23 protein-coding genes are annotated in these 23,335 nt (G+C 71.4%); 12 read left to right on the forward strand and 11 right to left on the reverse strand.

What is annotated here, in order from left to right; all coding sequences use genetic code 11:
- Together ACIBF7_RS05350 and ACIBF7_RS05355 are read left to right on the forward strand one after the other, a co-directional pair.
- On the forward strand, positions 1–1,275 hold the full coding sequence (locus ACIBF7_RS05350; RefSeq protein WP_148035999.1) for an aspartate kinase: 1,275 nt from the start codon (positions 1–3) through the stop codon (positions 1,273–1,275).
- Positions 1,272–2,330, forward strand: coding sequence for an aspartate-semialdehyde dehydrogenase (locus tag ACIBF7_RS05355; RefSeq protein ID WP_364233852.1), 1,059 nt, complete (start codon positions 1,272–1,274; stop codon positions 2,328–2,330). Before ACIBF7_RS05350 ends, ACIBF7_RS05355 begins: the two co-directional genes overlap by 4 nt.
- Before the next feature lie 24 nt (positions 2,331–2,354).
- Here the strand turns inward: ACIBF7_RS05355 and ACIBF7_RS05360 are convergent, their stop codons facing one another.
- Positions 2,355–3,077 (reverse strand): hypothetical protein, encoded by a 723-nt coding sequence (locus ACIBF7_RS05360; RefSeq protein ID WP_397196500.1) that lies wholly within the window; start codon positions 3,075–3,077, stop codon positions 2,355–2,357.
- A gap of 284 nt (positions 3,078–3,361) precedes the next feature.
- Between ACIBF7_RS05360 and ACIBF7_RS05365 the strand changes: the two genes are divergently transcribed.
- The 3 genes from ACIBF7_RS05365 (at position 3,362) to ACIBF7_RS05375 (ending at position 5,445) form a co-directional block, all read left to right on the forward strand.
- The gene (locus ACIBF7_RS05365; RefSeq protein WP_219549848.1) at positions 3,362–4,030 is read left to right on the forward strand and encodes a TetR/AcrR family transcriptional regulator; all 669 of its coding nucleotides are present in this window, start codon (positions 3,362–3,364) and stop codon (positions 4,028–4,030) included.
- A 33-nt stretch (positions 4,031–4,063) separates the two neighbouring features.
- Positions 4,064–5,020 (forward strand): LLM class F420-dependent oxidoreductase, encoded by a 957-nt coding sequence (locus tag ACIBF7_RS05370; RefSeq protein ID WP_148036003.1) that lies wholly within the window; start codon positions 4,064–4,066, stop codon positions 5,018–5,020.
- Between the two features lie 62 nt (positions 5,021–5,082).
- Positions 5,083–5,445: a YkvA family protein gene (locus ACIBF7_RS05375; protein WP_397196501.1), complete on the forward strand. Its 363-nt coding sequence runs from the start codon at positions 5,083–5,085 to the stop codon at positions 5,443–5,445.
- On the opposite strand, the gene ACIBF7_RS05380 is transcribed toward ACIBF7_RS05375, so the two are convergent.
- From ACIBF7_RS05380 to ACIBF7_RS05395, 4 genes are all read right to left on the reverse strand, one after another.
- On the reverse strand, positions 5,442–6,641 hold the full coding sequence (locus ACIBF7_RS05380) for an amidohydrolase family protein (RefSeq protein ID WP_148036005.1): 1,200 nt from the start codon (positions 6,639–6,641) through the stop codon (positions 5,442–5,444). The genes ACIBF7_RS05375 and ACIBF7_RS05380 overlap by 4 nt on opposite strands.
- Before the next feature lie 363 nt (positions 6,642–7,004).
- Positions 7,005–7,733, reverse strand: coding sequence for a tyrosine-protein phosphatase (locus ACIBF7_RS05385; protein ID WP_364233842.1), 729 nt, complete (start codon positions 7,731–7,733; stop codon positions 7,005–7,007).
- Between the two features lie 10 nt (positions 7,734–7,743).
- Positions 7,744–8,532, reverse strand: a complete 789-nt coding sequence (locus tag ACIBF7_RS05390; protein ID WP_148036007.1) for an SURF1 family protein — start codon at positions 8,530–8,532, stop codon at positions 7,744–7,746.
- Between the two features lie 42 nt (positions 8,533–8,574).
- Positions 8,575–9,036 (reverse strand): helix-turn-helix domain-containing protein, encoded by a 462-nt coding sequence (locus tag ACIBF7_RS05395; RefSeq protein WP_364233838.1) that lies wholly within the window; start codon positions 9,034–9,036, stop codon positions 8,575–8,577.
- Between the two features lie 60 nt (positions 9,037–9,096).
- On the opposite strand from ACIBF7_RS05395, the gene ACIBF7_RS05400 reads away from it, so the two are divergent.
- The gene (locus ACIBF7_RS05400) at positions 9,097–9,633 is read left to right on the forward strand and encodes a GNAT family N-acetyltransferase (protein WP_271277309.1); all 537 of its coding nucleotides are present in this window, start codon (positions 9,097–9,099) and stop codon (positions 9,631–9,633) included.
- Positions 9,630–10,229 (forward strand): TetR/AcrR family transcriptional regulator, encoded by a 600-nt coding sequence (locus tag ACIBF7_RS05405; RefSeq protein WP_271277308.1) that lies wholly within the window; start codon positions 9,630–9,632, stop codon positions 10,227–10,229. The genes ACIBF7_RS05400 and ACIBF7_RS05405 overlap by 4 nt, the downstream gene beginning before the upstream one ends.
- Positions 10,230–10,232: 3 nt before the next feature.
- Here ACIBF7_RS05405 and ACIBF7_RS05410 read toward each other — a convergent pair whose 3' ends face one another.
- Positions 10,233–10,535 (reverse strand): hypothetical protein, encoded by a 303-nt coding sequence (locus ACIBF7_RS05410; protein ID WP_261808992.1) that lies wholly within the window; start codon positions 10,533–10,535, stop codon positions 10,233–10,235.
- 154 nt (positions 10,536–10,689) lie between these two features.
- On the opposite strand from ACIBF7_RS05410, the gene ACIBF7_RS05415 reads away from it, so the two are divergent.
- On the forward strand, positions 10,690–12,087 hold the full coding sequence (locus ACIBF7_RS05415) for a class I SAM-dependent methyltransferase (protein ID WP_219549862.1): 1,398 nt from the start codon (positions 10,690–10,692) through the stop codon (positions 12,085–12,087).
- Positions 12,088–12,387: 300 nt separating this feature from the next.
- Here ACIBF7_RS05415 and ACIBF7_RS05420 read toward each other — a convergent pair whose 3' ends face one another.
- The gene (locus tag ACIBF7_RS05420) at positions 12,388–15,408 is read right to left on the reverse strand and encodes an AfsR/SARP family transcriptional regulator (protein WP_271277306.1); all 3,021 of its coding nucleotides are present in this window, start codon (positions 15,406–15,408) and stop codon (positions 12,388–12,390) included.
- 255 nt (positions 15,409–15,663) lie between these two features.
- Complete coding sequence (locus tag ACIBF7_RS05425) at positions 15,664–16,911, reverse strand: pyridoxal phosphate-dependent aminotransferase (RefSeq protein ID WP_271277305.1); 1,248 nt, start codon at positions 16,909–16,911, stop codon at positions 15,664–15,666.
- Positions 16,912–16,990: 79 nt separating this feature from the next.
- On the opposite strand from ACIBF7_RS05425, the gene ACIBF7_RS05430 reads away from it, so the two are divergent.
- The 3 genes from ACIBF7_RS05430 to ACIBF7_RS05440 are packed head-to-tail and all read left to right on the forward strand — an operon-like array spanning position 16,991 to position 19,618.
- Positions 16,991–17,926 (forward strand): LysR family transcriptional regulator, encoded by a 936-nt coding sequence (locus ACIBF7_RS05430; protein WP_148036014.1) that lies wholly within the window; start codon positions 16,991–16,993, stop codon positions 17,924–17,926.
- 11 nt (positions 17,927–17,937) lie between these two features.
- The gene (locus ACIBF7_RS05435; RefSeq protein WP_219549870.1) at positions 17,938–18,609 is read left to right on the forward strand and encodes a ribonuclease HII; all 672 of its coding nucleotides are present in this window, start codon (positions 17,938–17,940) and stop codon (positions 18,607–18,609) included.
- A gap of 13 nt (positions 18,610–18,622) precedes the next feature.
- Complete coding sequence (locus tag ACIBF7_RS05440) at positions 18,623–19,618, forward strand: LLM class flavin-dependent oxidoreductase (RefSeq protein ID WP_397196502.1); 996 nt, start codon at positions 18,623–18,625, stop codon at positions 19,616–19,618.
- 28 nt (positions 19,619–19,646) lie between these two features.
- Here ACIBF7_RS05440 and ACIBF7_RS05445 read toward each other — a convergent pair whose 3' ends face one another.
- Together ACIBF7_RS05445 and ACIBF7_RS05450 are read right to left on the reverse strand one after the other, a co-directional pair.
- Entirely contained in the window at positions 19,647–20,033 is a 387-nt protein-coding gene (locus ACIBF7_RS05445; RefSeq protein WP_397196503.1) for an SCO5389 family protein, read from the reverse strand.
- Positions 20,034–20,121: 88 nt separating this feature from the next.
- Positions 20,122–21,051 (reverse strand): ATP-binding protein, encoded by a 930-nt coding sequence (locus tag ACIBF7_RS05450; RefSeq protein WP_397196504.1) that lies wholly within the window; start codon positions 21,049–21,051, stop codon positions 20,122–20,124.
- A gap of 323 nt (positions 21,052–21,374) precedes the next feature.
- On the opposite strand from ACIBF7_RS05450, the gene ACIBF7_RS05455 reads away from it, so the two are divergent.
- Positions 21,375–21,836, forward strand: a complete 462-nt coding sequence (locus tag ACIBF7_RS05455; protein WP_397196505.1) for an ATP-binding protein — start codon at positions 21,375–21,377, stop codon at positions 21,834–21,836.
- Between the two features lie 3 nt (positions 21,837–21,839).
- Here the strand turns inward: ACIBF7_RS05455 and ACIBF7_RS05460 are convergent, their stop codons facing one another.
- Positions 21,840–23,090: an LCP family protein gene (locus ACIBF7_RS05460; protein ID WP_397196506.1), complete on the reverse strand. Its 1,251-nt coding sequence runs from the start codon at positions 23,088–23,090 to the stop codon at positions 21,840–21,842.
- Positions 23,091–23,335: the final 245 nt, after the last annotated feature.

Genomic DNA, 23,335 nt, shown 5'->3' on the forward strand with positions numbered 1-23,335 from the left:
GTGGCACTCGTTGTGCAGAAGTACGGTGGTTCGTCCGTTGCCGACGCGTCCTCCATCAAAAGGGTGGCGCAGCGCATCGTCACGACGAAAAAAGCCGGCAACGACGTCGCCGTCATCGTCTCCGCCATGGGTGACACCACCGACGAGCTGCTCGACCTGGCCGAGCAGGTGTCGCCGCTGCCGCAGGGCCGCGAGCTCGACATGCTCCTGACCGCGGGCGAGCGCATCTCGATGGCGCTGCTGGCGATGGCGATCGCCAACCTCGGCCACGAGGCGCGCTCGTTCACCGGCTCGCAGGCGGGTGTGATCACCAATTCCACCCACGGCAAGGCGCGCATCATAGACGTGACGCCGAGCCGCATCCAGGAGGCCATCGACCAGGGCCACATCGCGATCGTGGCCGGCTTCCAGGGCGTCTCGCAGGACACCAAGGACATCACCACGCTCGGCCGCGGCGGCTCCGACACCACCGCGGTCGCGCTGGCGGCGGCGCTCGAGGCCGACGTGTGCGAGATCTACACCGACGTCGACGGCATCTTCACCGCCGACCCGCGCATCGTGCCGGCCGCCCGCCGGATCCCGCGCATCTCCTACGACGAGATGATGGAGATGGCGGCCTGCGGCGCGAAGATCCTCCACCTGCGCTGCGTCGAGTACGCTCGCCGTTTCGACCTGCCGATCCACGTACGCAGCTCGTACAGCAACAAGGAAGGCACGTGGGTCGTCTCCGACCCCTACTCCGAAGGAACCGAGATGGAGCAGCCGATCATCTCCGGCGTGGCACACGACCGGAGCGAGGCCAAGATCACTGTTGTCGGGGTCCCCGACAAGGTCGGTGAGGCTGCCGCGATCTTCAAAACCCTGGCCGACGCCGAGGTCAACATCGACATGATCGTGCAGAACGTCTCGGCCGCTGCGACGGGCCGCACCGACATCTCCTTCACGCTGCCGACGGCCGACAGCCAGACGGCGCTCACGGCGCTGAAGAAGATCCAGGCCCGGATAGGGTTCGAGTCGCTGCTGTTCGACGACCAGATCGGCAAGGTCTCGCTGATCGGCGCGGGCATGCGTTCCCACCCCGGCGTCACGGCCACGTTCTTCGCGGCTCTCGCGGACGCGGGGGTCAACATCGAGATGATCTCCACCTCGGAGATCCGGATTTCCGTGGTCGTCGGGCAGGACGACGTGGACTCGGCGGTCGCCGCCGCCCACCACGCCTTCGACCTCGACGTCGACCAGGTCGAAGCCGTTGTGTATGGAGGTACCGGACGATGAGCAGACCCAATCTGGCCCTGATCGGCGCGACCGGTGCCGTGGGCACCGTCATGCGCGACATCGTCTCGTCGCGTGACGACGTCTGGGGCGAGGTCCGCCTGGTCGCCTCCCCGCGCTCGGCGGGCAAGGTGCTGCGGGTCCGCGGCGAGGACGTCGTCGTGCGGGCGCTCGCGCCCGAGGTGTTCGACGGCATCGACATCGCCATCTTCGACGTGCCCGACGAGGTGTCGGCCGAGTGGGTGCCGATCGCCGCGGAGCGGGGCGCGATCGTGATCGACAAGTCCGGCACGTTCCGGATGGACCCCGACGTCCCGCTGGTGGTGCCGGAGGTCAACCCGCACGACGCGCGCCGGCGCCCGCGCAACATCATCTCGACGCCCAACTGCACCACGCTGTCGATGATGGCGGCCATGGGCGCCCTGCACGCCGAGTACGGCCTCCAGGAGCTCGTGGTGGCCTCCTACCAGGCGGTGTCCGGCGCCGGCGTGGCGGGCTCGGCCAGGCTCTACGACGAGGTCGAGGCGCTGGCCGGCGACCGGTCGATCGGCCAGGCGGCGGGCGACGTGCGCAAGGCGCTGGCCAACAAGCTGCCTGACGACTCGCCGTTCCCCGCGCCCGTCGCGTTCAACGTGGTGCCGTGGGCGGGCTCCTACAAGGACGGTGGCTGGGCCTCGGAGGAGCTCAAGCTCCGCAACGAGTCCCGCAAGATCCTCGGCATCCCCGGCCTGAAGGTCTCCGCGACCTGCGTCCGGGTGCCGGTGATCACCACCCACTCGCTGGCGGTGCACGCGCGCTTCGAGCGCGAGATCACGGTGGCCGACGCGCACCGGGTGCTGGAGGCGGCGCCGACGGTGGTCCTGATGGACGACCCCGCCAACGGCGTCTTCCCCACTCCGGCCGACGTCGTCGGCACCGACCCGACCTATGTCGGCCGGGTCCGCCAGGCGGTCGACTTCCCCAACACGCTCGACCTGTTCGTCTGCGGTGACAACCTCCGCAAGGGCGCCGCGCTGAACGCGGCCGAGATCGCGGAGCTGGTCGCCGCCGAGTTCTGACCGAGCGGCCGGGGTACGGGCCCGTCACCTGAAGAGGATGTCCCAGTGGTCGCCCTCGTCGGCGAAGACGGTGCCTGACGGCGAACGGTACAACCGGGCGCCGTCACCCCGCACCCCGGCCGGTTCGGCGATCTTCTTGATGTAGCGGTCGATGCACTTGTTGTGCCCGATGTCGAGCTTGTGGCCGCTGCCGTGGCTGAAGCGGCCGGGCGCGTGCCCGGTCTCGGTGCCGCCGGTGACGGTGACGGAGCAGCCGCTGCGCTTCTTGAGCTGGACCATCCGCTGCACGGTCGCGGTGCGTACGGATTCGAGCGAGGTGCAGTGGCGGACGTGCCGGTTCGCGCAGCCGCCCGACGAGGTCCAGCGCAGGCCGGCCTGCTTGAGCCAGCGGGTGGCGTGGCTGTGCGACAGGTGCATGGTCGCGTACCTGGGCTTGACCCGGGCCAGCTTCACGCGCCGTTTGCCGCGGCTGTCGGTGCCCTCCAGCGCCTCGTGGGCCCGGGACCGCCAGCCTGCTTCGTAGTCGTGCCACCTGGTCCTGTGGGCCGGTGGGCCCGCGCGGTAGCCGGACCAGCCGATGTCCCGGACGTGCCGTCCGGCTTCGCGGATCCGGTGCGCGGCATGCTCGTGGCGAGGGGCCAGCGAGCGGGCGCCGCCGTACGTCCAGTCCAGGCCGTCGTTTCTGTTCTCGAGTGAGTCGATCCAGCGGGGAGCCTTGAACGCGTCCTCGATGCGAATGATCGGCACCAGCTCCTCTCCCAGGTCCTTACCGGGAGGGATCGGAGTGGCTGAGGCGGCGGTGGCCATGGCGATTATGGAAGTTTCTATAGCAAAGAGCGCGACCACGCAGAGCCGCACTGTCCTACGTATCCACATGTCTGTGCCTTTTCGCGGAATAGCCCTTCCGCTGGAATCATCAATCCCACGGTTCACATGAGATGACCCCTGTCTCAGCGGCATCTTTGCCCTGTGTCTGCGATCACCGTGCGGGTTCATGACCTAACCCCGCATCAAGCCGTAAAGTGACGAACGTGGCCGAAGCCCGAAACCGAGGATCGGAGAGCACCCGGGAGGTCATCGTCGCGACGGCCCTCAGGCTGTTCCGGGAGCGTGGCTTCGAGGCGACGACGATGCGGGCCATCGCCGCCGAGGCCGGGGTGTCGGTGGGCAACGCCTACTACTACTTCGACAGCAAGGAAGCGCTTGTCCAGGCGTACTACGACCGCGCCCAGGCCGAGCACGAGGAGGCCTGCGCGGAGTTGCTGGCCACCGAGCGCGCCTTCGCGGCCCGCCTGAGTGGCGTGCTGCGGGAGTGGGTACGGGTCTCGGAGCCGTACCACGCGTTCGCCGTCAAGTTCTTCAAGCACGCGGCCGAGCCGGCCAACCCGCTCAGCCCGTTCAGCGCCCAGTCCTCCCCGGCCAGGGAGGCGTCGATCGCCATCTACCGTCAGGTGGTCGAGGGCGCGGCCGACCGCATGGACGCCGAGCTGCGCGAGGAGCTGCCCGAGCTGCTCTGGTTGCTGTCGATGGGCATGGTGCTGTTCTGGGTGCACGACACCTCGCCGGGGTGCGCGCGCACGTACCGGCTGATCGAGGTGACCGTGCCGCTGGTCGACCGGCTGGTGGGGATGTCACACCTGCCGGGGCTGCGCGGCATCACCAAGGACTTCATCGCGGCGATGCACGAGCTCAGGGCATAGGCGTACCACATACCGATTGGTATGGTGCGGTGCATGACGCAGAACTGGGGCATGACCATCCCCTTCTACGACCGTTCGCTCGCCGCGTCGAAGGAGCTGATCGAGGAGCTGCCGTCGCTCGGTTACACCGATCTGTGGTCCGCGGAGGTGAACGGCGCCGACGGGTTCACGCCCCTGGCCCTGGCCTCGCAGTGGGCCCCGGGAACGCGGCTCGGCAGCGCGATCGTGCCGGTCTCCACGCGCGGCCCCGGCCTGCTGGCGATGTCCGCCGCGACGCTGGCCGACCTGGCGCCGGAGCGGTTCGTGCTGGGCATCGGCTCGTCCTCGCCGGCCATCGTGGAGCGCTGGAACGCGATGGAGTTCACCAAGCCGTACGCGCGCACCCGCGACACCCTGCGCTTCCTGCGGGCCGCCCTGGCCGGCGAAAAGGTGTCGGAGACGTACGAGACATTCGCGGTCAAGGGGTTCAAGCTGGAGCGGGCGCCGAAGGTCGCGCCGAAGATCGTGCTCGCCGCCCTCCGGCCCCGGATGCTCCGGCTGGCCGCCGAGGAGGCCGACGGCGCGATCACGAACTGGCTCTCGCCCGACGACGTGCGCAAGGTCCGCGCGGAGGTCCGGCCGGAGACCGAGCTGATCGCCCGCCTGTTCGTCTGCGTCAGCGAGGACGCGGACGCGGTACGCGAGCGCGGGCGCTGGATGCTGGCCAGCTACCTCACGGTGCCCGCCTACGCGGCCTTCCACGACTGGCTGGGCCGCGGCGAGCAGCTGCGCCCGCTGCACGAGGCGTGGGCCGCCGGCGACCGCAAGGCCGCGCTCCAGGCCATCCCGGACGAGGTCGTCGACGCGCTCATCGTGCACGGCGACGCGGCCACCTGCCGGGCCAGGATCCAGGAGTACGTGGACAACGGCCTGGACACGCCTGTGCTGGCGCCCATCCCCGGCGAGACCCCGATCGCCCAGGCCGTCCGGGACCTCGCGCCGAAAGCCTGATCGTTAGGAACCAATCCCCGTGGGTAACACGTTATGTCGTGAAACCGGGGTAAGGGGATCACATGAAGCCGAAACCAGCACGCGCCGCCGCGGTCTATCGGACGTACCGCGAAGTGAGCAAGCCGGGCTCCCCGTCCTTCATGACGAGAGTGCGGGCGATCCCGCGCATGATCGGCGACGTGATGCGCGGCCGGTACGACGGGCTCGGCAAGGGCAAGCTGGGGCTCATGGCGATGGGCGTGGTCTACATGATCTCGCCCATCGATCTGGTGCCCGACTTCCTCGTCCTGATCGGGGTCGCCGACGACTTCGGGGTGTTCCTGTGGCTGATGGCGTCGCTGCTCGGGGAGAGCGGCCGCTACGTCGACTGGGAGCAGCGCAAGGTCGTCACCGGGCACGTGGAGGCCCGGCCGCAGGAAGGCTAGATCTCCTCCATGCGCAGCCAGGCGCGTGACGGGAGCGGGTGGCCGAACAACCGCGCCGCGTTCCCGTACGCGACCCTGGCGATGTCGGCCGGCGGCAGCGGGCCGAGGTTGCGCGCCACAGCCTTCTGCGTGTCGGGCCACGTCGAGTCGGAGTGCGGGTAGCCGCTCTCCTGCAGCACGTGGTCGAGGCCGACCGCGAGCCGCACCCCCGAGAGCGCGTGGTCGTTGAGCGTGCCGAAGAAGAAGTTGCGGCGCAGCACCTCGCTGGGCTTCAGCCCGCCCTCCCACGACGTCTCGCCGCCCGTCACCGGGTGGTCGAGCGCGTAGTCGGCCCGATCGGCCAGCATCGGCAGCCAGCCCACCCCGCCCTCCACGATGAGGATCCGCAGGTTGGGGAAGCGCAGCGGCAGCCCGGACCACAGCCAGTCGGCGCACGCGAACATCGCGCCGGTCGGCATCAGCGTGGTGATCGCCTCGATCGGCGTGTCGGGCGACGGCACCGGCGACCAGCTCGACGCGCCGGTGTGGAGGGCGACCACGGTGCCGGTCTCCTCGCAGGCCGCGAAGAACGGATCCCAGTGGCCGCTGTGGATGGACGGCAGCCGCAGCCGCGTCGGGAACTCGGGGAACACCACGGCCTTGAAACCGCGCGCCGCGTTGGCCCTGATCTCCTTGGCGGCCACGTCGGGGTCGGGGAGCCAGGGCAGCTGCAGGCCGATGATGCGCTCGGGGAAGGTGCCGGCCCAGACGTCGATGTGCCAGTCGTTGTAGGCCTTGACCAGGGCCAGGCCGAGCTCCTGGTCACGGGTCCTGGCGAAGGCCATGCCGGACTGGCCCGCCACCATGCCGGGGAAGCAGAGCGCGGCCCACACGCCCGCGGTGTCCATGTCCTTGACGCGGGCCTCGATGTCGTAGCAGCCGGGGCGCATGTTCTCGAACCTGACCGGGTCGAGCGTCCACTGCTCGCGCGGCAGGCCGGCGCCGACGTCGAGCCCCGCGCAGGGATAGGTGGCGCCTCCATAGCGCCACACCTGGTGACCGGCCTCGGTCTCCACCACCTTCGGCGCGACGTCGGCGAATTTCTCCGGCACCCGGTCCTCGAAAAGGTCGGGGGGCTCGATCAGATGATCGTCGGCGGAAATGATCACGTAGTCGCGCCGCCTCGGCTCTGGGTCGGGAAGCAGCGGCGTAGTCACGCAGGTAACCGTACGACGGCTGGATAACGTGGAACAAGCTGCGAGGTCTCTAATTGCGATCTGCTGTGTTTGATTGGCGATCCTTCGGATCGCCGGCTCGTCGCTCAGACCCGGCGCCTTCCCTCGTCGCTCAGTCGCTGTGCTTATGGCGATCCTGCGGATCGCGGCTCGTCGCTCAGACCCGGCGTCTTCCCTCGTCGCTCAGTCGCTGTGCTTATGGCGATCCTGCGGATCGCGGCTCGTCGCTCAGACCCGGCGTCTTCCCTCGTCGCTCGGTCGCTTCGCTCCCTCCCTCCTCAGTCCAGACACCGGCGCTCCTCGCGGGGCTCCCTCCCTCCTCAGTCCAGGCACCGGCACTGCCCGTCAGTTGGTGAGGAGGTGTTGGCGGAGTTCGGTGAGGGCGTCGGGGGTGAGGTGGAGGGTTTTCGTCGCGTATGACTCTATGGAGTTGTGGCGGGCGCGTAAGTCGGTGAGGAACAGGCGCATGGCTTCCGCCGGGGCCAGGCCGAAGCCGGGCCAGAGTGTTCCGTCCGGGTGGCGGGCCGTCCAGTCGGCGATGAAGCGGTCGGTGGCCAGGCCGGTCAGGGCGTAGTCGGTGACGATGTCGTCCTCGGCGACGCCCAGGAGGGACAGCACGATCGCCAGGAGGAGGCCGGTGCGGTCCTTGCCCGCGGCGCAGTGGACGACGACGGGCGCGCTGTCGGCGCGGCAGATCGTCTCCATGGCGGTGCGCAGGTTGGCGACCCCGTCCTCGGTCACCTCCAGGTAGCGGTCCGCCAGGTAGCGGGCGACGCCCCGGTCCTCTTCGTAGAGGGCGAAGTCCCAGCGGCGGCCCTCGATGGGCAGGTTGTGGTAGGCCAGCCCGTGCTCCTCGGGGACCCGGCCGTACTTCTCCGCCTCGAAGGGGTTGCGCAGGTCGATGACGGTGCGCACGCGCAGCGCCCGGAACGTGTCGAGGTCCTCGCCGGCCAGCCAGCCGAGGGAGTCGGCGCGGTAGAGGCGCTGCCAGCGGACGGACCGGCCGTCGGCGGTGGCATATCCGCCAACGTCACGAAAATTGTGGATGTTGGCGAATTTGATGTGCCGGATCACGTCCAACACCTTAATCGGCGCGGACTTCCTCCGGCTCGGGTACGGACTCCTGCGCCTTCCTGTCAGCCACCTCGCGCCTGATGAGCAGGACCCAGCCGCCGATCGCGATGCCGATGAAGAGCCACCACTGCACGCCGTAGGCGAGGTTGAGCCCGCCGCCCGCGCCCACGTCGGGCTCGGTCACCGGCTCGGGGGCGGCGGCGCCCGCGGGCTCCTGCCCGGTCAGCTCGACGTACCCGTCGAGCAGGGGATACGGCAGGGACCGGCCGATCGAGGCCGGGTTGATGAGCAGCACCTGCCGGGGCGGCAGCCCGGACCGCTCTCTGATGCCGCTGCCGGCCTCGGTCTCGCTCGGGCGTAGCCTCCCGGTGACAGTTACCTCACCCGTGGGCGGCGGCGGCACCGCGGGATACTCGTCGGCGGTGGCGCCCGCCTTGACCCAGCCCCGGTTGACCAGAACGGCGTGGCCGCCGCCGATGGACAGGGGAGTGAGCACGTAGTAGCCCGGCCGCCCGCCCTGCGGCCGCCGGCGCACGACGAGCTCCTGCTGGGGGTCGTACGTGCCGGTGACCGTGACGTTCTTGAACCGGTCGGACTCCTTGGCCGGCCGGCCCGGCTGGACGAGGGTCTCCAGGGGCACCGGGGCGCTCTCGATGTTGCGGGTGACCAGGTCGCTGTTGGCCGAGCGTTCCTCGAAGCGCCCGAACTGCCACTGCCCCAGCAGCACGAAGGCGGGGATCACGAGCAGCACGACGACGTGGAGCGCGATCCACCGGGGTGTGAGCAGGAACCGGTACACGCTTCAAGGGTAGGCACCGCGGCGGGTGGTCCCGCACGCGGCTCAGGCGGTCTTCCGCGCAGCTCCCGGCAGCGGGGTGACCTCGCTCGGGCCGGCCACCTCGTGGCCTTCGGCGCACCGGAAGTGCTGCTCGACGAGGGCGCCGCAGTCGCGGTGGGAGAGCAGCACGGGCGGCCCCTCCTCGCCCGTGAGGTACTTGTCGCCCCAGTGCATGAGCGCGACCAGCAGCGGATAGAGGTCGCGCCCCTTCTCGGTCAGCCGGTACTCGTCGCGTTGCCGCTGGCCCGGCTCGCGGTAGGGGACCTTGCGCAGCAGCCCTTCGTCGACCAGGCGCGTCAGCCGGGCGCTGAGCACCTGGCGCGGCGCGCCGGTGTTGGACTGCATGTCGGCGAACCGTCTCACGCCGCTGAACGCCTCACGCAGCACGAGGAAGGTCCATTTCTCCCCGACGACGTCCAGGGTGCTCTCGATCGAGCAGTTGTTCACCCGGAAAGGCACGTTCATGCCGCACATTCTACCTGAGTTCAATTGACAGACTCAGGTCTGCTGAAGCAAGCTGAGTTCATGTCTGGAACTCAGGGGGAACCTCCGTGCGGCGTGCTGATCCGTCCGGCCGTGAGCGACGACGCCGAGCGCGTCCGGCGCTTCCTGACGGGCCTATCCCTGCACACGCAGACCCTGCGCTTCTTCGCCGGCGTCAGCCGTCCGGCGGCGAGTCTGGTGTGCGCGCTCATCGAGGTGAACGAGACCAGGGACGCGCTCGTCGCCGTGCTGGAGGGAGAGATCGTCGGCCACGCCATGAGCTACCGGGGCGGCCAGACCGACGTGGAGATCGCGGTGGTGGTGGCCGACCAGTGGCAGGGGTTCGGGCTCGGCCCCGCGCTGATCGACACGCTGCTGGCCAGGGCGACCGTGCGCGGGGCCAGCACCGTCGGCATGGACGTGCTCGGTGACAACCGCAAGGTGCTGGGCATGATCCGCAGGATCTGGCCGGGCGCGCAGATGAAAGTATCCGCCGGATCGGTGGAGGTGACCGCTATGATCCGAGAGGCCCAGATATTTGCGGAACAAGGTTCTGGTGGCTCACCATTGACAGTGTGAAGAGTGCCAAGAACGGACGCGACGGCCGGACCCGGATCATCGAGGGGGCCCTCCGCCGATTCAGCCAGGATGGGGTGTCGGCCACCACCCTGGCCAGCCTCCGTGACGAGAGTGGTGTGAGCGTAGGCAGCTTCTACCACCACTTCGCGAGCAAGGAGCACGTCTTCGGCGTGCTCTACGCCGAGACGCTCCGGGCCTACCAGCAGGAGTTCGTCGCCGAGCTGAGGCGCCACGACGACGCCCGCGACGGTGTGGAGGCCGTGGTCGCCTTCCACATGCGCTGGTCGGGCGAGCACCCCGAGCGGGCGAGGCTGCTCGTCAGCGAGCGCCCGCCGCGCAAGCAGGAGCCGGGCGGCGCCGAGGTGGCCGAGGCCCGGCGCGAGTTCTTCCGCCAGGTGTCCGACTGGTGGCGGCCGCACATGAGGAACGGCATGCTCCAGCCCGTCTCCCCGACCATGTGCTACGTGCTGTGGCTCGGGCCGGCGCAGGAGATCTGCCGGCTGTGGTTCGCCGGCGCGCACACCCCGACCGACGAAGAGGTCAAGGGCCTGGCCGAGGCCGCCTGGCACAGCCTGCGCCAGCGCGACGAGGACTAGCGGTCAGGCGGGCTGCCGCACCCGCGTCCGCACCCTCCAGCTCGCCGCGTCGAGCGAGATGTCCAACCGCAGCTCTCCCCGCTGCCGGCGCAGCCCCGGCACGCGCACGCGGTCCTGGACGTCGAAGCGCCCGCCGCGCGAGTAGCCGAACCCGAGCTCGCCGGGCAGCACCCGGAGGTCGTCGCGGTTGCCGCAGTGCGGGCACGTCCACGACACCAGGTCCAGGCCGCGGTTGTAGTCGGAGCAGGCGGCGAAGTAGTCGTCGGGCACGAAACGCGCCTCGCAGGCCAGACAGGGGATGAGCACGGGATCCGCTCCTCTTCGAACGGCGGGGGAGAGCATCCAAGAGATACCCCGCCACACTTGTGCCTCGCTTGGAGAATGCTGCGGTATCTCGTAACAGTATGATCACTGACAGTATCGGATCATGCGTGTTGGTTCACGGTGAAAGGATGGTGTCGTGGAACGACTGCGCGATCATCTCCTGGAGACCGGTTACACAGTGGACGGCGTGCGCGACCGGCTGGGCGACGTCGCGGCCTCCGCGCTCGCCCGCGAAGAGCTGGTCCCGGCCCTGCGCGCCACCGCCGACGGCGACCCGCTCGGCGCGCTGATCCGGCTCTGGTGGCTCGGCGTTCCCGTCGAGGCCGCGAGCCTGCCGGCGGTGGTCCTGGAGTCCGGGCTGGTCAGTGCCGACGGCGACACGGTCCGCGCCGACGTGCACCTGCAGCCCTGGGAGAGCGACGGCTACGTGGTCTCCGACCGCAAGGTGCGCCCCGGCGACCCGGCGCTCCGCCCCGACCACGTGGTCGGCGCGGGCGGCGCGTCCGCCAACCTCGCCCAGCTCGTCACCCGCCGCCCCGCCGACCGGGCGCTCGACCTCGGCACCGGCTGCGGCGTGCAGGTGGTGTCGCTCGACGGCCGGGCCTCTCACGTGACGGCCACCGACGTCAACCCGCGGGCGATCGAGCTGGCCCGGCTCAGCTGGCGGCTCTCGGGCGTGTCCGGCGTGGACGCCCGCGTCGGCTCGCTGTTCGAGCCGGTCGCGGACGAGCACTACGACCTGATCGTGGCCAACCCGCCGTTCGTGATCTCTCCGGGCGGCACGCTGACCTACCGCGAGACCGGCGCCGGCGGCGACGCGTTCTGCCGCGATCTCGTACGGGAGACGCCGCGCCATCTCAGCCCCGGCGGCCAGGCCCACTTCCTGGCCAGCTGGCTGCACGTGGAGGGGGAAGACTGGCGCGAGCGGGTGGGCGGCTGGCTGCGCGAGGGCGGCTGCGACGCCTGGGTGGTGCAGCGCGACGTGCAGGACCCGGCCGAGTACGTCGAGCTGTGGCTGCGCGACGCCGCCGAGCAGGGCACCCCCGGTTACACCGAGCGCTACGACCGGTGGCTGGCCTGGTTCGAGGAGCACAAGGTCGAGGCGGTCGGCTTCGGCTGGATCAGCATGCGCAACTCCGGCACCCTCGACCCGGTGGTCCGCGTCGAGCAGCTCACCCACCAGGTGGCGCTGCCGGTCGGCGACTACGTGGACGGCGTGCTCGACGCGATCGCGGCCGCCCACCGCGTGCGCGACCTGCCGTCGGTCCGGCTGCGCACCGCCGACGGCCTGCTGGACGAGCGCGTCGGGCTGCCCGGCGCGGAGGACCCGATGCGCATCGTGCTGCGCCAGACCACCGGGCTGCGCCGCACCCGCGAGGTCGGCACGGTCGAGGCGGCGCTGGCCGGCGTGTGCGACGGCGAGCTGGCGCTCGGGCCCCTGCTCAACGTCATCGCCGAACTGGTCGGCGACGGCGGCGCCCCGCAGACCGAGGCCATCCGCCCCCTCATCGCCGAGGGCTACTTCCTCCTCTGACCGCTTCGCCGGAGGGCTGCGATCCGGCGTTGATCGGCTGTTGACCGGCGCCGTGGAAACTTCTGACCACGACGCGGCCCTGGGGGGTTCGAGGACCGTGTCGGGTCCGGCCGGTCGCCGTTGTGAGGCGGCTAGCCGCCGCGCGGAGCATCCGGATGACCGGGCCCCCTAGCGACGCGCGGTGGTCAGGCGGCCGGCCGGGCCGCCGATCCACCTGTACGGACCACGGGGGTTCGTGACTCCCAAAGGACAGCCTTGTTTAACCATGTGTGGATGACACGTCTGGACGACGAGCTGTACTCAGGACTCGACGACCTTCCCGCCGGCCTTCCCGGCGACGGGGACGCTGTCGAGCAGGCTCCTGACGTCGCCGGCCTCGGGAGCGCCGAGCCGGGTGAAGATGGCGAGGGCCCCACGTAGGCACTCGGCGCTCCTGGCCGCGCTGCCCAGCCCCTTGAGCGCGCGGCCCAGCACCGTGAGCGACAGCGCTTCCCCGTACGGATGACCGATCTCGCGGGAGACGACCAGCGCCTGCTCGGCGTGGCGCACCGCGTCCTCGTAGCGTTCGGCGGCGATGAACGTCTCGGCCAGCCGCGAGCACACCCGCTGCTCCCACACCCGCTGCTTGCCGGCCCGGAAGAAGGCCAGGCACTCGGCGTGGTGGTGGACGGCCTCGGTCAGCCGGCCCACCCGGGACAGCACGATGCCGAGGTGGTAGCGGGCCCTGGCGGTGCCGGCGCCGCTGCCGATCTCGGTGAAGATGGCCAGGCCCTTCTCCGCCGCCGCGATGGCGTCCTCGGGCCGGCCCAGGCCGAGATGGTCGCGGGCCGAGTAGCTGAGCACCAGCGCCTCGCCCGCAGGCACGCCGTTCTCCCGGTACCAGCGCATCGCCGCCTCGAACCAGGCCAGCGCCTCGGTGTGGCGGCGCTGCCGGCCCACCACGACGGCCAGCGCGTTGAGCACCTCGCCGGTGACGATCTTCTCCCCGCGGGTCGCCGACAGCTCGTGGACCCGGGTGAACTGCTCCTCGGCCTCCGGCAGCCGGTTGCCGGCGAACAGCACCCGGCCGAGCACGTACCGGGCACGCAGCTCGCTGCCCCGGTCGCCGAGCCGGAGCGCGGTGGCCAGCACGGCGCGGGTGCCGTGGTCGAACTCGCGGGTGTGGGTGCCGGACTCCAGCAGCGGCTCCATGGCCACCAGCAGGTCGCCGGCGGGCAGCAGCTGCTCGCCCGCGCGGGCGGAGGCGGCGGCCTGGTTGATGGTGGCGAACAGCGCGTCGCCCTCGACGATCAGCCAGGCGACGGCCTCGTCGGCGGTGCCGAACGTGCGCCCGCTGCCGACCACCACCAGGTTGTCGGAGATCATGCTGCCCTCGTAGGCCAGCCGGTGCGCCGACTGGGTCGAGGCCAGGTAGAAGCCGAGCAGGCGGCGCAGCGCGAGCGTGCGCGCCTGCTGCCGCTCGGCCCTGTCCAGCTCCCGCCGGGCGAACAGCTTGAGCAGGTCGTGGAACCGGTAGCGGCCGGGCGCGGGCGCTTCCACCAGGCTCGCGTCGACCAGCGACTCCAGCACGTCCTCCGCCTCGATCGCGGTCATCGACAGCAACGCGGCCGCCGCCCCGATCGAGATGTCCGGCCCGTTGGGCAGCGACAGCAGCCGGAAGGCGCGCTGCTGCGTCTGGTCGAGCTGGCCGTAGCCGAGCGCGAACGTGGCCTCCACGGCCAGGTTGCCGACCCGCATCTCGTCCAGCCGGCGCTGCTCGTCGGCCAGCCGGGGCACCAGCGAGGCGACGGTCCACGACGGGCGGGCGGCCAGCCTGGCCGCGACGATCCGCACCGCCAGCGGCAGGAACCCGCAGGCGGCGACCACGTCCATGGCGGCGCCGTGCTCGGCCGCGACCCGCTCGGGCCCGGCCACCGCGGCGAACAGCGACAGCGCCTCGTCGGGCTCCATCACGTCCAGGTCGACGAGCCTGGCCGAGGGCAGGTCGGCGAGCTTGGACCGGCTGGTCACGATCGCCGCGCAGCCCGGTGAGCCCGGCAGCAGCGGGCTGACCTGCGAGGCGTCGCGGGCGTTGTCGAGCAGCACGAGGATGCGCCGGTCGGCCAGGATCGACCGGTAGAGCGCCGACCGGTCGGCCGGGCTCTCGGGGATCACGTCGGCCGGGATGCCCAGCGCGCGCAGGAACGAGCCCAGAACCGACGTGGGGTCGGCCGCCTCGTCGGTGTAGCCGCGCAGGTCGGCGTAGAGCTGGCCGCCGGGGAACAGGTCGCCGGTGGCGTGCGCCACGTGCACCGCCAGCGTGGTCTTGCCCACCCCGCCTATCCCGCAGATCGCCACGACCGGCACGCCCTCGGCCGACGACTGGGCCGACAGCAGCGAGCGCAGCCGCCCGGCGACCTCCTTGCGCCCGGTGAAGTCGTTGACGGCCGCCGGGAGCTGGGCGGGCCTGGGAAGTTCGGGCGCCGGCTCCTCGTCGGGCTCGGGCGCGTCCTGCCCGGCCTCGGCGGCGGCCCCGTGGGCGGGCGCGGCCGGGGCGGCCAGGGTCGGGTCGGCGGCCAGGATGCGCTGGTGCAGGGCGGTCAGCTCCGGCCCCGGCTCGACGCCCAGCTCGTCGATCAGCGCCTCGCGCGTCTCGGTGAACACGTTGAGCGCGTCGCCCTGCCGTCCGCACCGGTAGTAGGCGAGCATCAGCTGGGCGCGCAGCCGCTCGCGCAGCGGGTGGTCGGCGGTGAGCGCGATCAGCTCGGCCACCACCGCCGCGTGGTCGCCCAGCTCCAGGTCCACGTCCATGAGCGCCTCGACCACGCCGAGCCGCCGCTCGACGAGGCGGTCGCGCTGGTGCTCGGCGTACGGGCCGACGGCTCCGGCCAGCGGCTCGCCCTCGAACAGCGCGAGCGCGGCCCTCATCTTCTCGGCGGCCTCGCGCGGGCGGCCGCTCTTGCGGGCGGACTCGGCCGCCGCGATGCCGCGCTCGAACCTGGTCAGGTCCAGGGCGTCGGCCGCCAGCCGCAGCGCGTAGCCCTTGCCGACGGAGGTCAGCAGCTCCGGGCGCGAGCGGGCGGGCCGGTCGGGTTCCAGCACCGTACGCAGCCGGGAGACATAGGTGCGCAGCGCGCCCAGCGCGCGCGGCGGTGATTCCTCGCCCCAGATGGCGTCGATCATCTCGGTGGGGGTGACCGCCCGCCCTTCCTTGAGCAGCAGCATGCCGAGGATGGAGCGCTGCAGCGGGGTGCCGAGGTCGAGCTCCTGCCCGTGGCGCCAGGCACGGACGGGACCCAGCACGGCGAACCGCAGCCCGCCCTCGACTCCCTGACCAGCCATGCCGCCTGTCCCCACAGCAATGGAACGAATTGGTACCAAATGATAGATCCAACCTCAGCCGGCACCTAGAAAGGAACCCATTCCTTCATTCTCGCGTTGATCCGGCTTTGATTCCCCGTTGAGCCCCACGGGCGACCCTTCAGACAAGGACGGTGTGGCCCGCGGGGGCGGCCGCATCGGGAGCGCATATCAGCCGAGACGTCGGAGGCCCCGCCCTGGGGGGACAGGGCGGGGCCTCCGCATGTCTGAAGGGGGTCAGGAGACCAGGGCGGGGCGCGTCAGCGACAGCTCCGCCAGGCCCAGGGCCAGATGGTCCAGGCTGGCCTTGATCCACGGCAGCCGGAGCGGGTCGGAGCTCTCCAGCGCGGCCATGCGCTCCTCGTGCGTATCCCCGTACAGGAGGCTGACCGCGACGCGGACCCGCGCGGCGGCCGGGTCGTCGCCGAACGCGTGGCCGGGCAGCACGCCGATGCCGTGCGTGTCGAGCAGGAGCCGGGTGATCTCCGCCGAGCCGCCGAGGCCCAGGTGGCCCAGGTCGGGGTAGAGGTAGAAACCGCCCTGCGGGGCCGGCACGGACGCGCCGATCGCCAGGAACCGGTCGCGGACGGCGTGCGCCACGGTGCCGTGCAGGCGCCCGCTGCGCGCGATGCGCTCGGTCAGCTCGGGCGGATCGGTGAAGGCGTAGACGGCGGCCTCCTGCACCGGCGCGGCCGGCGCTGACCAGATCTCGCTGGCCACGGCGAGCAACCGTCCGCGCAGGTCGTCGGCGCCGTCGGGGAGCCTGGCTACGCCGATCCGCCAGCCGCCCAGCGCCAGGCTCTTGCTGAGCCCGGTGGTGATCAGCGTGCGCTCGGGCGCGAGGTCGGCGGGCGAGGTGTACTCCTGGCCGGGATCGTGCAGCAGGTCGCGGTAGATCTCGTCGGAGATGACGTAGAGGTCCAGCTCGCGGGCGACCTCCACCAGCCGGCTGATGGTCCGCCTCGGCGCGAGCATCCCCGTCGGGTTGTCCGGCAGTGTCACCAGCACGGAGCGTACGGTCCTGCCCCGCGCGCGGGCGCCGCGCACGGCCTCGGCCACCAGGTCGGGATCCGGCACGCCGCCCTCGCCCGGCGGCGGGGGCAGCAGGATCGGGCTGGAGCCGACCAGATCGGCCTGCGCCGCGTAGCTGACCCAGCTGGGCATCGTCAGGACGACGTCACCGCCGATCGCCAGCAGCAGCCCGTACAGCAGCGACTTGCTGCCGGGCCCGCAGACGACCTGCTCGGGGTCGGTGATGAGCCCCCGTCGAGTCCAGTAGCCCGCTGCCGCGCCGCGGAGTCCGGCCGCCCCCGCGACCGGCCCGTAGCCGTTGCGATGGGATGCGGCGGCCAGCTGCTCGCGCAGCGCCGGGTGGACGGGCAGACCGGCCTCACCGAAGGCCAGGTTCAGCACGCGTTCCCCGGCGCGTCGTCTTCGCTCGATGTCCTCGTTCGCCGCCAGGGTGGCAGACAGAGTCACAGCCATGTTTGTCACGTTCCCAGGGTGGTTGGATGAAGGCATCAGTACAAGCGAGGCTTGTTGTGGGTAGGCATAAGGAAGTCTGATGCTTGATCTGCGGCGTTTGATGTTGATCTGCGAGTTCGCCCGCCGGGGCAGCATCGCCGGGACCGCCGAATCCCTCGGCTACAGCCCCTCCGCGGTCTCCCAGCAGCTGGCGGCGCTGGAACGCGAGGCGGGCACCGCCCTCATCGACCGGACGGCCAGAAGCGCTGAACTCACCGACGCCGGACGGCGGCTCGTGGCCCACGCGGAACGCATCCTTTCCATGGTCGAAGAGGCGGAATCAGACCTGTCGGCCCACGCGGGGAGTCCCGCCGGGCGCGTCGTGGTCACCGCCTTCCCCACAGCGGCGGTGGCATTCGCCCCGGCGCTCGCCCGCTCCCTCCGCCGCCACACCGAACTCACGCTCCGCCTGCGGCAGAGCCGGTCCGGACGGGGAATGCGCGAGGTGCAATCGGGTGAGGTGGACATCGCCCTGGTCGACGACTGGTACGGGCGAGCCGCCGACAGCGACAACCTGCGCGTCTTCCCGCTGCTGTCCGACCCGCTCGTGCTCGTGGTGCCGCGCAAGCACCGGCTCGCCGACCCGGAAGTGCCGCTCGACCTGCGCGAACTGCGCGACGAGCCGTGGATGGCCACCCCCGACGGCGAGCCGTCCAGGCTGGCGATGGACCGGCTGCTGATGGACGTGGGCGGCACCAAGCCGGTCCCGTGGGAGTTCGAGGGCCTCGGCACGATCCTGTCGCTGGTGGCCAAGGGCATCGGCATCGCCGCCGTGCCCGCGCTGGCGCTGGCCGCCGGGGTGCGCGGGCTGTCGGTGCGCGACTTCCCCGGCAACCCGGTGGCCCGCGAGGTGCTCGCCGTCGCCCGCGCCTCCAGCGTGAACCGGCCCTCGGTCTCGGTCACGCTGCGCGCGATCCACGTCGCGGCCCGGCTCATCGCCGCCGACCTCGCCGCCGTACAGCTCGCGGCCCGGTAGCCTCTGGGGCCATGCCGCCCTCGTACGACATCGAGCACCTGCTGCTGTCCCAGCCGAGCATCCGCACGGTCGCGGGCGTGGACGAGGTGGGCCGGGGCGCCTGGGCGGGCCCGGTCACCGTCTGCGCCGTGGTCGCGGGCGACGGGGAGCCGCCGGCCGCGCTGACCGACTCCAAGCGGCTCACCGCGGCCAGGCGCGAGGCGGTGGCGGCCGAGCTGGAGCCGTGGGCGGCGGGCGTCGGCTTCGGCGAGGCGTCCCACCTGGAGATCGACGAGCTGGGCATGACCGAGGCGCTGCGCAGGGCGGCCAGGCGGGCGCTGGAGGCGCTGCCGGTCAGGCCCGACGCGGTGATCCTCGACGGCAAGCACGACTACATCGGCCCGCCCTGGCGGGTGCGGCTGGAGGTCAGGGGCGACGCGGCCAGCGTGTCGGTGGCCGCCGCGTCGGTGCTGGCCAAGGTCCGCAGGGACGCCCACATGGCGGCGATCGGGTTCGCGGAGTACGGGTTCGCGGAGAGCGCCGGCTACCCGTCGCCGCTCCACCAGGAGGCGCTGGCCAGGCTCGGGCCGACACCGCATCACCGGCTTTCCTGGTCGTACCTCGACGACCTGCCCGCGTGGCGGCACCTGAAGCGACACCGGGATCCAGCCGTGGGGGAGGGGCAGGTCAGCCTCTTCGGCTGACATCATCGGAGAGGTGCGCATCGGCATCTTCCTCATCGCGGCCGGCTTCCCCGGCCGCGAGCCAGGGCAGGTCCTGGCCGACACCGTCGACCTGATCGTGGCCGCGGAGCGGGCCGGGTTCGACGAGGCGTGGATCGCCGAACACCACTTCATGTCCTACGGCGTCTGCCCGTCGCCCACCACGCTGGCGGCGGTGGCGACCGGCAGGACCTCGCGCATCGGCCTCGGCACCGCGGTGAGCGTGCTGTCCACGCAGCACCCGATCGCGCTGGCCGAGCAGGCGGCGATGCTCCACCACCTGTCGGGCGGCCGGTTCACGCTGGGCGTCGGCAGGGGCGGGCCGTGGGTGGACCTGGAGGTGTTCGGCACCGGGCCGGCGCGGTTCGAGCGCGGCTTCCCCGAGGCGCTGGACCTGCTCACCGCCGCGCTGTCGGGCGGGCCGGTGAAAGCCGGCGGCGAGTTCTTCGCCTTCCGTGAGGTGAACCTGGTGCCCGCGGCCCGGATGCGGCCCGTCGTGGCCTGCACGTCCGGGGCGACGGCCGCGCTGGCGGCCGACCGGGGCCTGCCGATGCTGCTCGGCATGCACGTCGGGGACGCGGAGAAGGCCGCCATGGTCGGCGACTACGCTCGGCGAGCCGAGGGGACGGGCCACGCCGCGGCGGGCCCGGGGCACGTGGCGGCGGCGGTGGCGCACGTCGCCGACAGCACGCCGGAGGCGGTCGGGGAGCTGAAGCGGGCGATGCCCGCCTGGCTGGAGCCGGGGCTCGCCGGTTACGTGCCGGTGGACGGCCGGCCGCGCCCGCCCAGGGACGTCGGCGCGTACGTGGACCTTCTCACCCGCATCCACCCGGTCGGTTCACCGGAGCTCTGCGTGGAACGGCTGACCCGCACGGCCGAGGCGACCGGCGTCGAGAGGTTCCTGCTCATGGTGGAGGGCGCGGGAGACCGGGAGCGGGTGGTGGAGAACGTCCGGCGGCTGGGCGCGGAGGTGCTGCCGCGCCTCCGGTAGGCGGGTCGCCCACCGGAGGCGCGCGGAGCTAGCAGTCGACGAGCTCCGGCTTCTGGTTGAGGATCTGCGCGCGGGGCGTGACGAACTCGCGCAGCGCCTCGCCGGCGGACGGCGCGAACACGGCCACCCGGTGGCAGTTCTGGAAGGCGAGCCGAACGCCGAAGTGACGCTCCAGGGCACCGCGCATGGCATCGCTGGCCAGGCAGCGCAGGAGCTCCCCGCGCGCCTGCTCGTCCGGCGGCGGCACCTGGTTGTCGGCGAACTCGGCTCCGGTCTTGTCTCGCTGCTCGACCAGCTCGCTGATCACCGACCAGGCGTAGGGCAGGGAGTCGCGCACGCAGGCCACGAAGGCCGCGTCGTCGACGTTGCCCGCACGGGCCCGGTCGAGCAGATCGTTCGGAACGGTCAGCGACATGCTGTCTCCTTTCAGAAGAACATCGCCTTTTGACGCTAGGTGAGCATCTGGAAACGCTCCAGATGGCTGGAGGGGGACAGTCGTGTGGTCAGGGCCCGTAGACGAAGCCGGGGTCGATCTGACCGGTGAGGTCGACGCCGGTCTTGGCGTTGGCCCACGCTCTGGCGTTGCGCAGGTGGAACTCGGCCGCCTGCCTGCCGAACCGCGCCCAGTCCTTCTCCTGCTCGTCGAGGTGCTTGAGCAGCACGGCGAGCGCGTCGGAGTTGGCCGGCTCCAGGTCGTCGAGGGCGAACGCGCGGCCCTGCTCCATCGCGCGCACGGCCCCGGAGTGTTCCATCCAGGTGAGCAGGCCGGAGCCGACGTGCTCGCGCAGGAAGTCGACGTCGGACGGGCCGTGCACCTTGTTGCCGACGACGGCCAGGGCCACGCCGTAGTCGGCGGCGTAGTCGCGGTACTGCCGGTAGACGCCCACGCCCTGGCGGGTCGGCTCGGCGACCAGGAAGGTCAGGTCGAAGCGGGTGAACAGGCCGGAGGCGAACGAGTCGGAACCGGCCGTCATGTCGACCACCACGTACTCGCCGGGACCGTCGACCAGGTGGTTGAGCAGCAGCTCCACCGCGCCGACCTTGGAGTGGTAGCAGGCGACGCCCAGGTCGTCCTCCTCGAACGGGCCGGTGGCCATGAGCCTGATGCCCTCGGAGGTGGTGACCGCGTGCTCGTAGGCGGCGAGCTCGCGGAAGCGCAGGAGCCGGGAGCCGCGGCCGGGCGGGGTGGTCTTGACCATGGCGTCGGCCGACGGGATGCGCGGGTTGTCGCCGCGCAGCAGATCCTTGATCTCGCCGAGGTGGGCGCCCAGTGGCTCGGGCGGCCGGTCGAGGCCCAGCACCAGCGCCAGGTGCTGGTTGATGTCGGCGTCGACGGCGACCACCGGGGCTCCCCGGCTCGCCACGTATCTCGCGAACAGCGCCGACAGCGTGGTCTTGCCACTGCCGCCCTTGCCGACGAAGGCCACTCTCACGGTTTGTCCCTCCTGATCACGATTATGAAAACCGTTTCCACTGTCGCGTCCTCATCATGCCACAGGAGCCGGCGCCGGGAGTGGCGATCGAGCGTCATGTCGGGGCGGTGACATGCGGAAAGAGTGTCGATATGACCGCGATATGGCGTAATGCTCGGAAAAGCCGGTGCAGACGGTGTAACTTCCGCTGTGGTCCGGATGCCGGGGGGATCCCGGTGTGAGCGCGCCCGCACGCGCAAGAGGCCAGGTCAGGATCGCTCGATGTATGCGTCCACGAGGAGCGGGCAGCAAGCAGCCGGGCCGAATCATGCCGGGAGTTGAGCATGGGCGAGGAGACAGCGCTGAGCTGCCCCATCACCGCTGACCTTGGCCTGCTTCGTGAGCACGTGCGCGCCTTCGCGAGCGCGGCGGGGCTGTCCGGCTCGCGGCTGGACGACCTGGTGATCGCCGTCAACGAGGCGGCCGACAACGTGCTCGAACACGGCGGCGGATCCGGCAGTCTGGACGCCTGGGCCGACGACCGGGGCATCTGGATCGACGTGGCCGACTCGGCGGGCACGCTGACGGCCGGCGACCTCTACCGGCAGGGCGCCGACCCGCCTCCGGCGGCGTCGCGGGGCTATGGTCTCTGGATCATCCGCAGGCTCTGCGACGAGGTCGTCGTCGAACGGTCCGGCGACCGTTCCCTGCTGCGCATGCACGTCGCCTACCCCGTGCCGCGCGCGGCCGCGGGCGAGACGAAGACGGCCGGCGCGGGCGCGCCGCCGGGAGCGCCCCTGGCCTGACCGTCAGCCGCAGGTCTTGTCGAGGGTCACCGGGCCCTCGGGGGACGCGGTCGGGCGGGCCGCCTGGGCGGCGGGCGCGGGCGTGTGCGCCACCGGGGTGAGCGCCTCGTTGACCTTGTGCCTGATGAACCGCCAGTCCGGGTAGGCGGTGTTGATCAGCGGGGGGACGAAGTTGAGACTCTTGATCGGGTTGTCGCGGACCTTCTGCGCCAGCTCGACCAGGGCGGGGAGCAGGTCCTGCGGGACGTCCGTGGAGATCGCCCGCTTGGTGGCCGTGGCCAGGCCGTCGAAGCTGTTGAGCAGCGTGACCGGGTCGGCCTGCCTGGCCACCGCGTTGATCAGGCACTTCTGGCGGCCCATGCGCACGTAGTCGTCGCTGTCGGTGCGGGAGCGGCCGTACCAGAGCGCCTCCTCGCCGCTCAGGCGGCGGGTGCCCGCCGGTAGCAGGCCCTCGCGGTACTTGCCGTACACGATCGGCTCCTCGACGGTGATCCGCACGCCGCCCACGGCGTCGATCATCTCGGCGAAGCCCTTCATGTCGACCATGGCGTAGTAGCGGACCGGGATGCCCAGCACGCCGCCGACCGTCTCCTTCAGCAGGGCCGGGCCGCGCTGCCCGTCCGGCACGCCCGGCACCACCTCCGGATGGTTCTCGGCGTACTGGAAGACCTCGTTGAGCAGGCCGGGGGAGTCCAGGCCGTCGCCGGTGAAGCCGTAGGGGAACCTGGCGCGGGCCGGGCCCGCGGGCATCGGCACCTCCTCCAGGTTGCGCGGCAGGCCGAGCAGCGTGGTCGCGCCGGTCGCGGTGTCCACGCTGGCCACGGTCATGCTGTCGGTGCGCACCCCGGGCCGGTTCGGCGCCGAGTCGGCACCGATGAGCAGGAAGTTCACCCGCTGCGTGCCGCTCCACGGGTCGTCGGCCACGACCGGGCCCATGTTGCCGGCGAACAGGTGGTGCACCAGGTCGCGCGACACGTACGCCATCCGCGCCGCGTACGCGGTCGGGGCCAGCACCAGCGCGCACAGGGAGACGGCCAGGCCGGCGGCCAGGGCGCGGCCCGGCATGCCCGACGCGGCGGGCCGTACCAGCATGTACGACCAGATGATCACGGCCGTCCAGGCGATCGCGACGGCGGCCAGGATGAGCGCCAGCCCGGTCATCCACCCCGGCTGGACGGCCAGCGACAGCAACTGGGTGCTGAACGCGGTGAGCACCGTAAGGATCGCGGCGATCAGTACGATCTGCACCGACATGAGCACGAATGCGGTGCGATGCCGCTGCGTCGCCAAATGAGCGACGCCCCACAACAGAGCGGACCCCAGGGTCAGCCCGAGGCTGGAACCGAGTCCGAAGCCGCGCTTCCTACCTCTCATGCCTGGTCAAACCCCCTGGTGTCCGCAGATCTCTCCAACGCTAATGAGCTTTGCGGCCGATTGACCTCACCTGATGACACGAAACACCAAACATGGGGTCAAGAGATTCTTTGCGTTATAACGTC

The organism is Nonomuraea sp. NPDC050478, from assembly GCF_044458265.1.
Taxonomy (GTDB): Bacteria; Actinomycetota; Actinomycetes; order Streptosporangiales; family Streptosporangiaceae; genus Nonomuraea; species Nonomuraea ferruginea.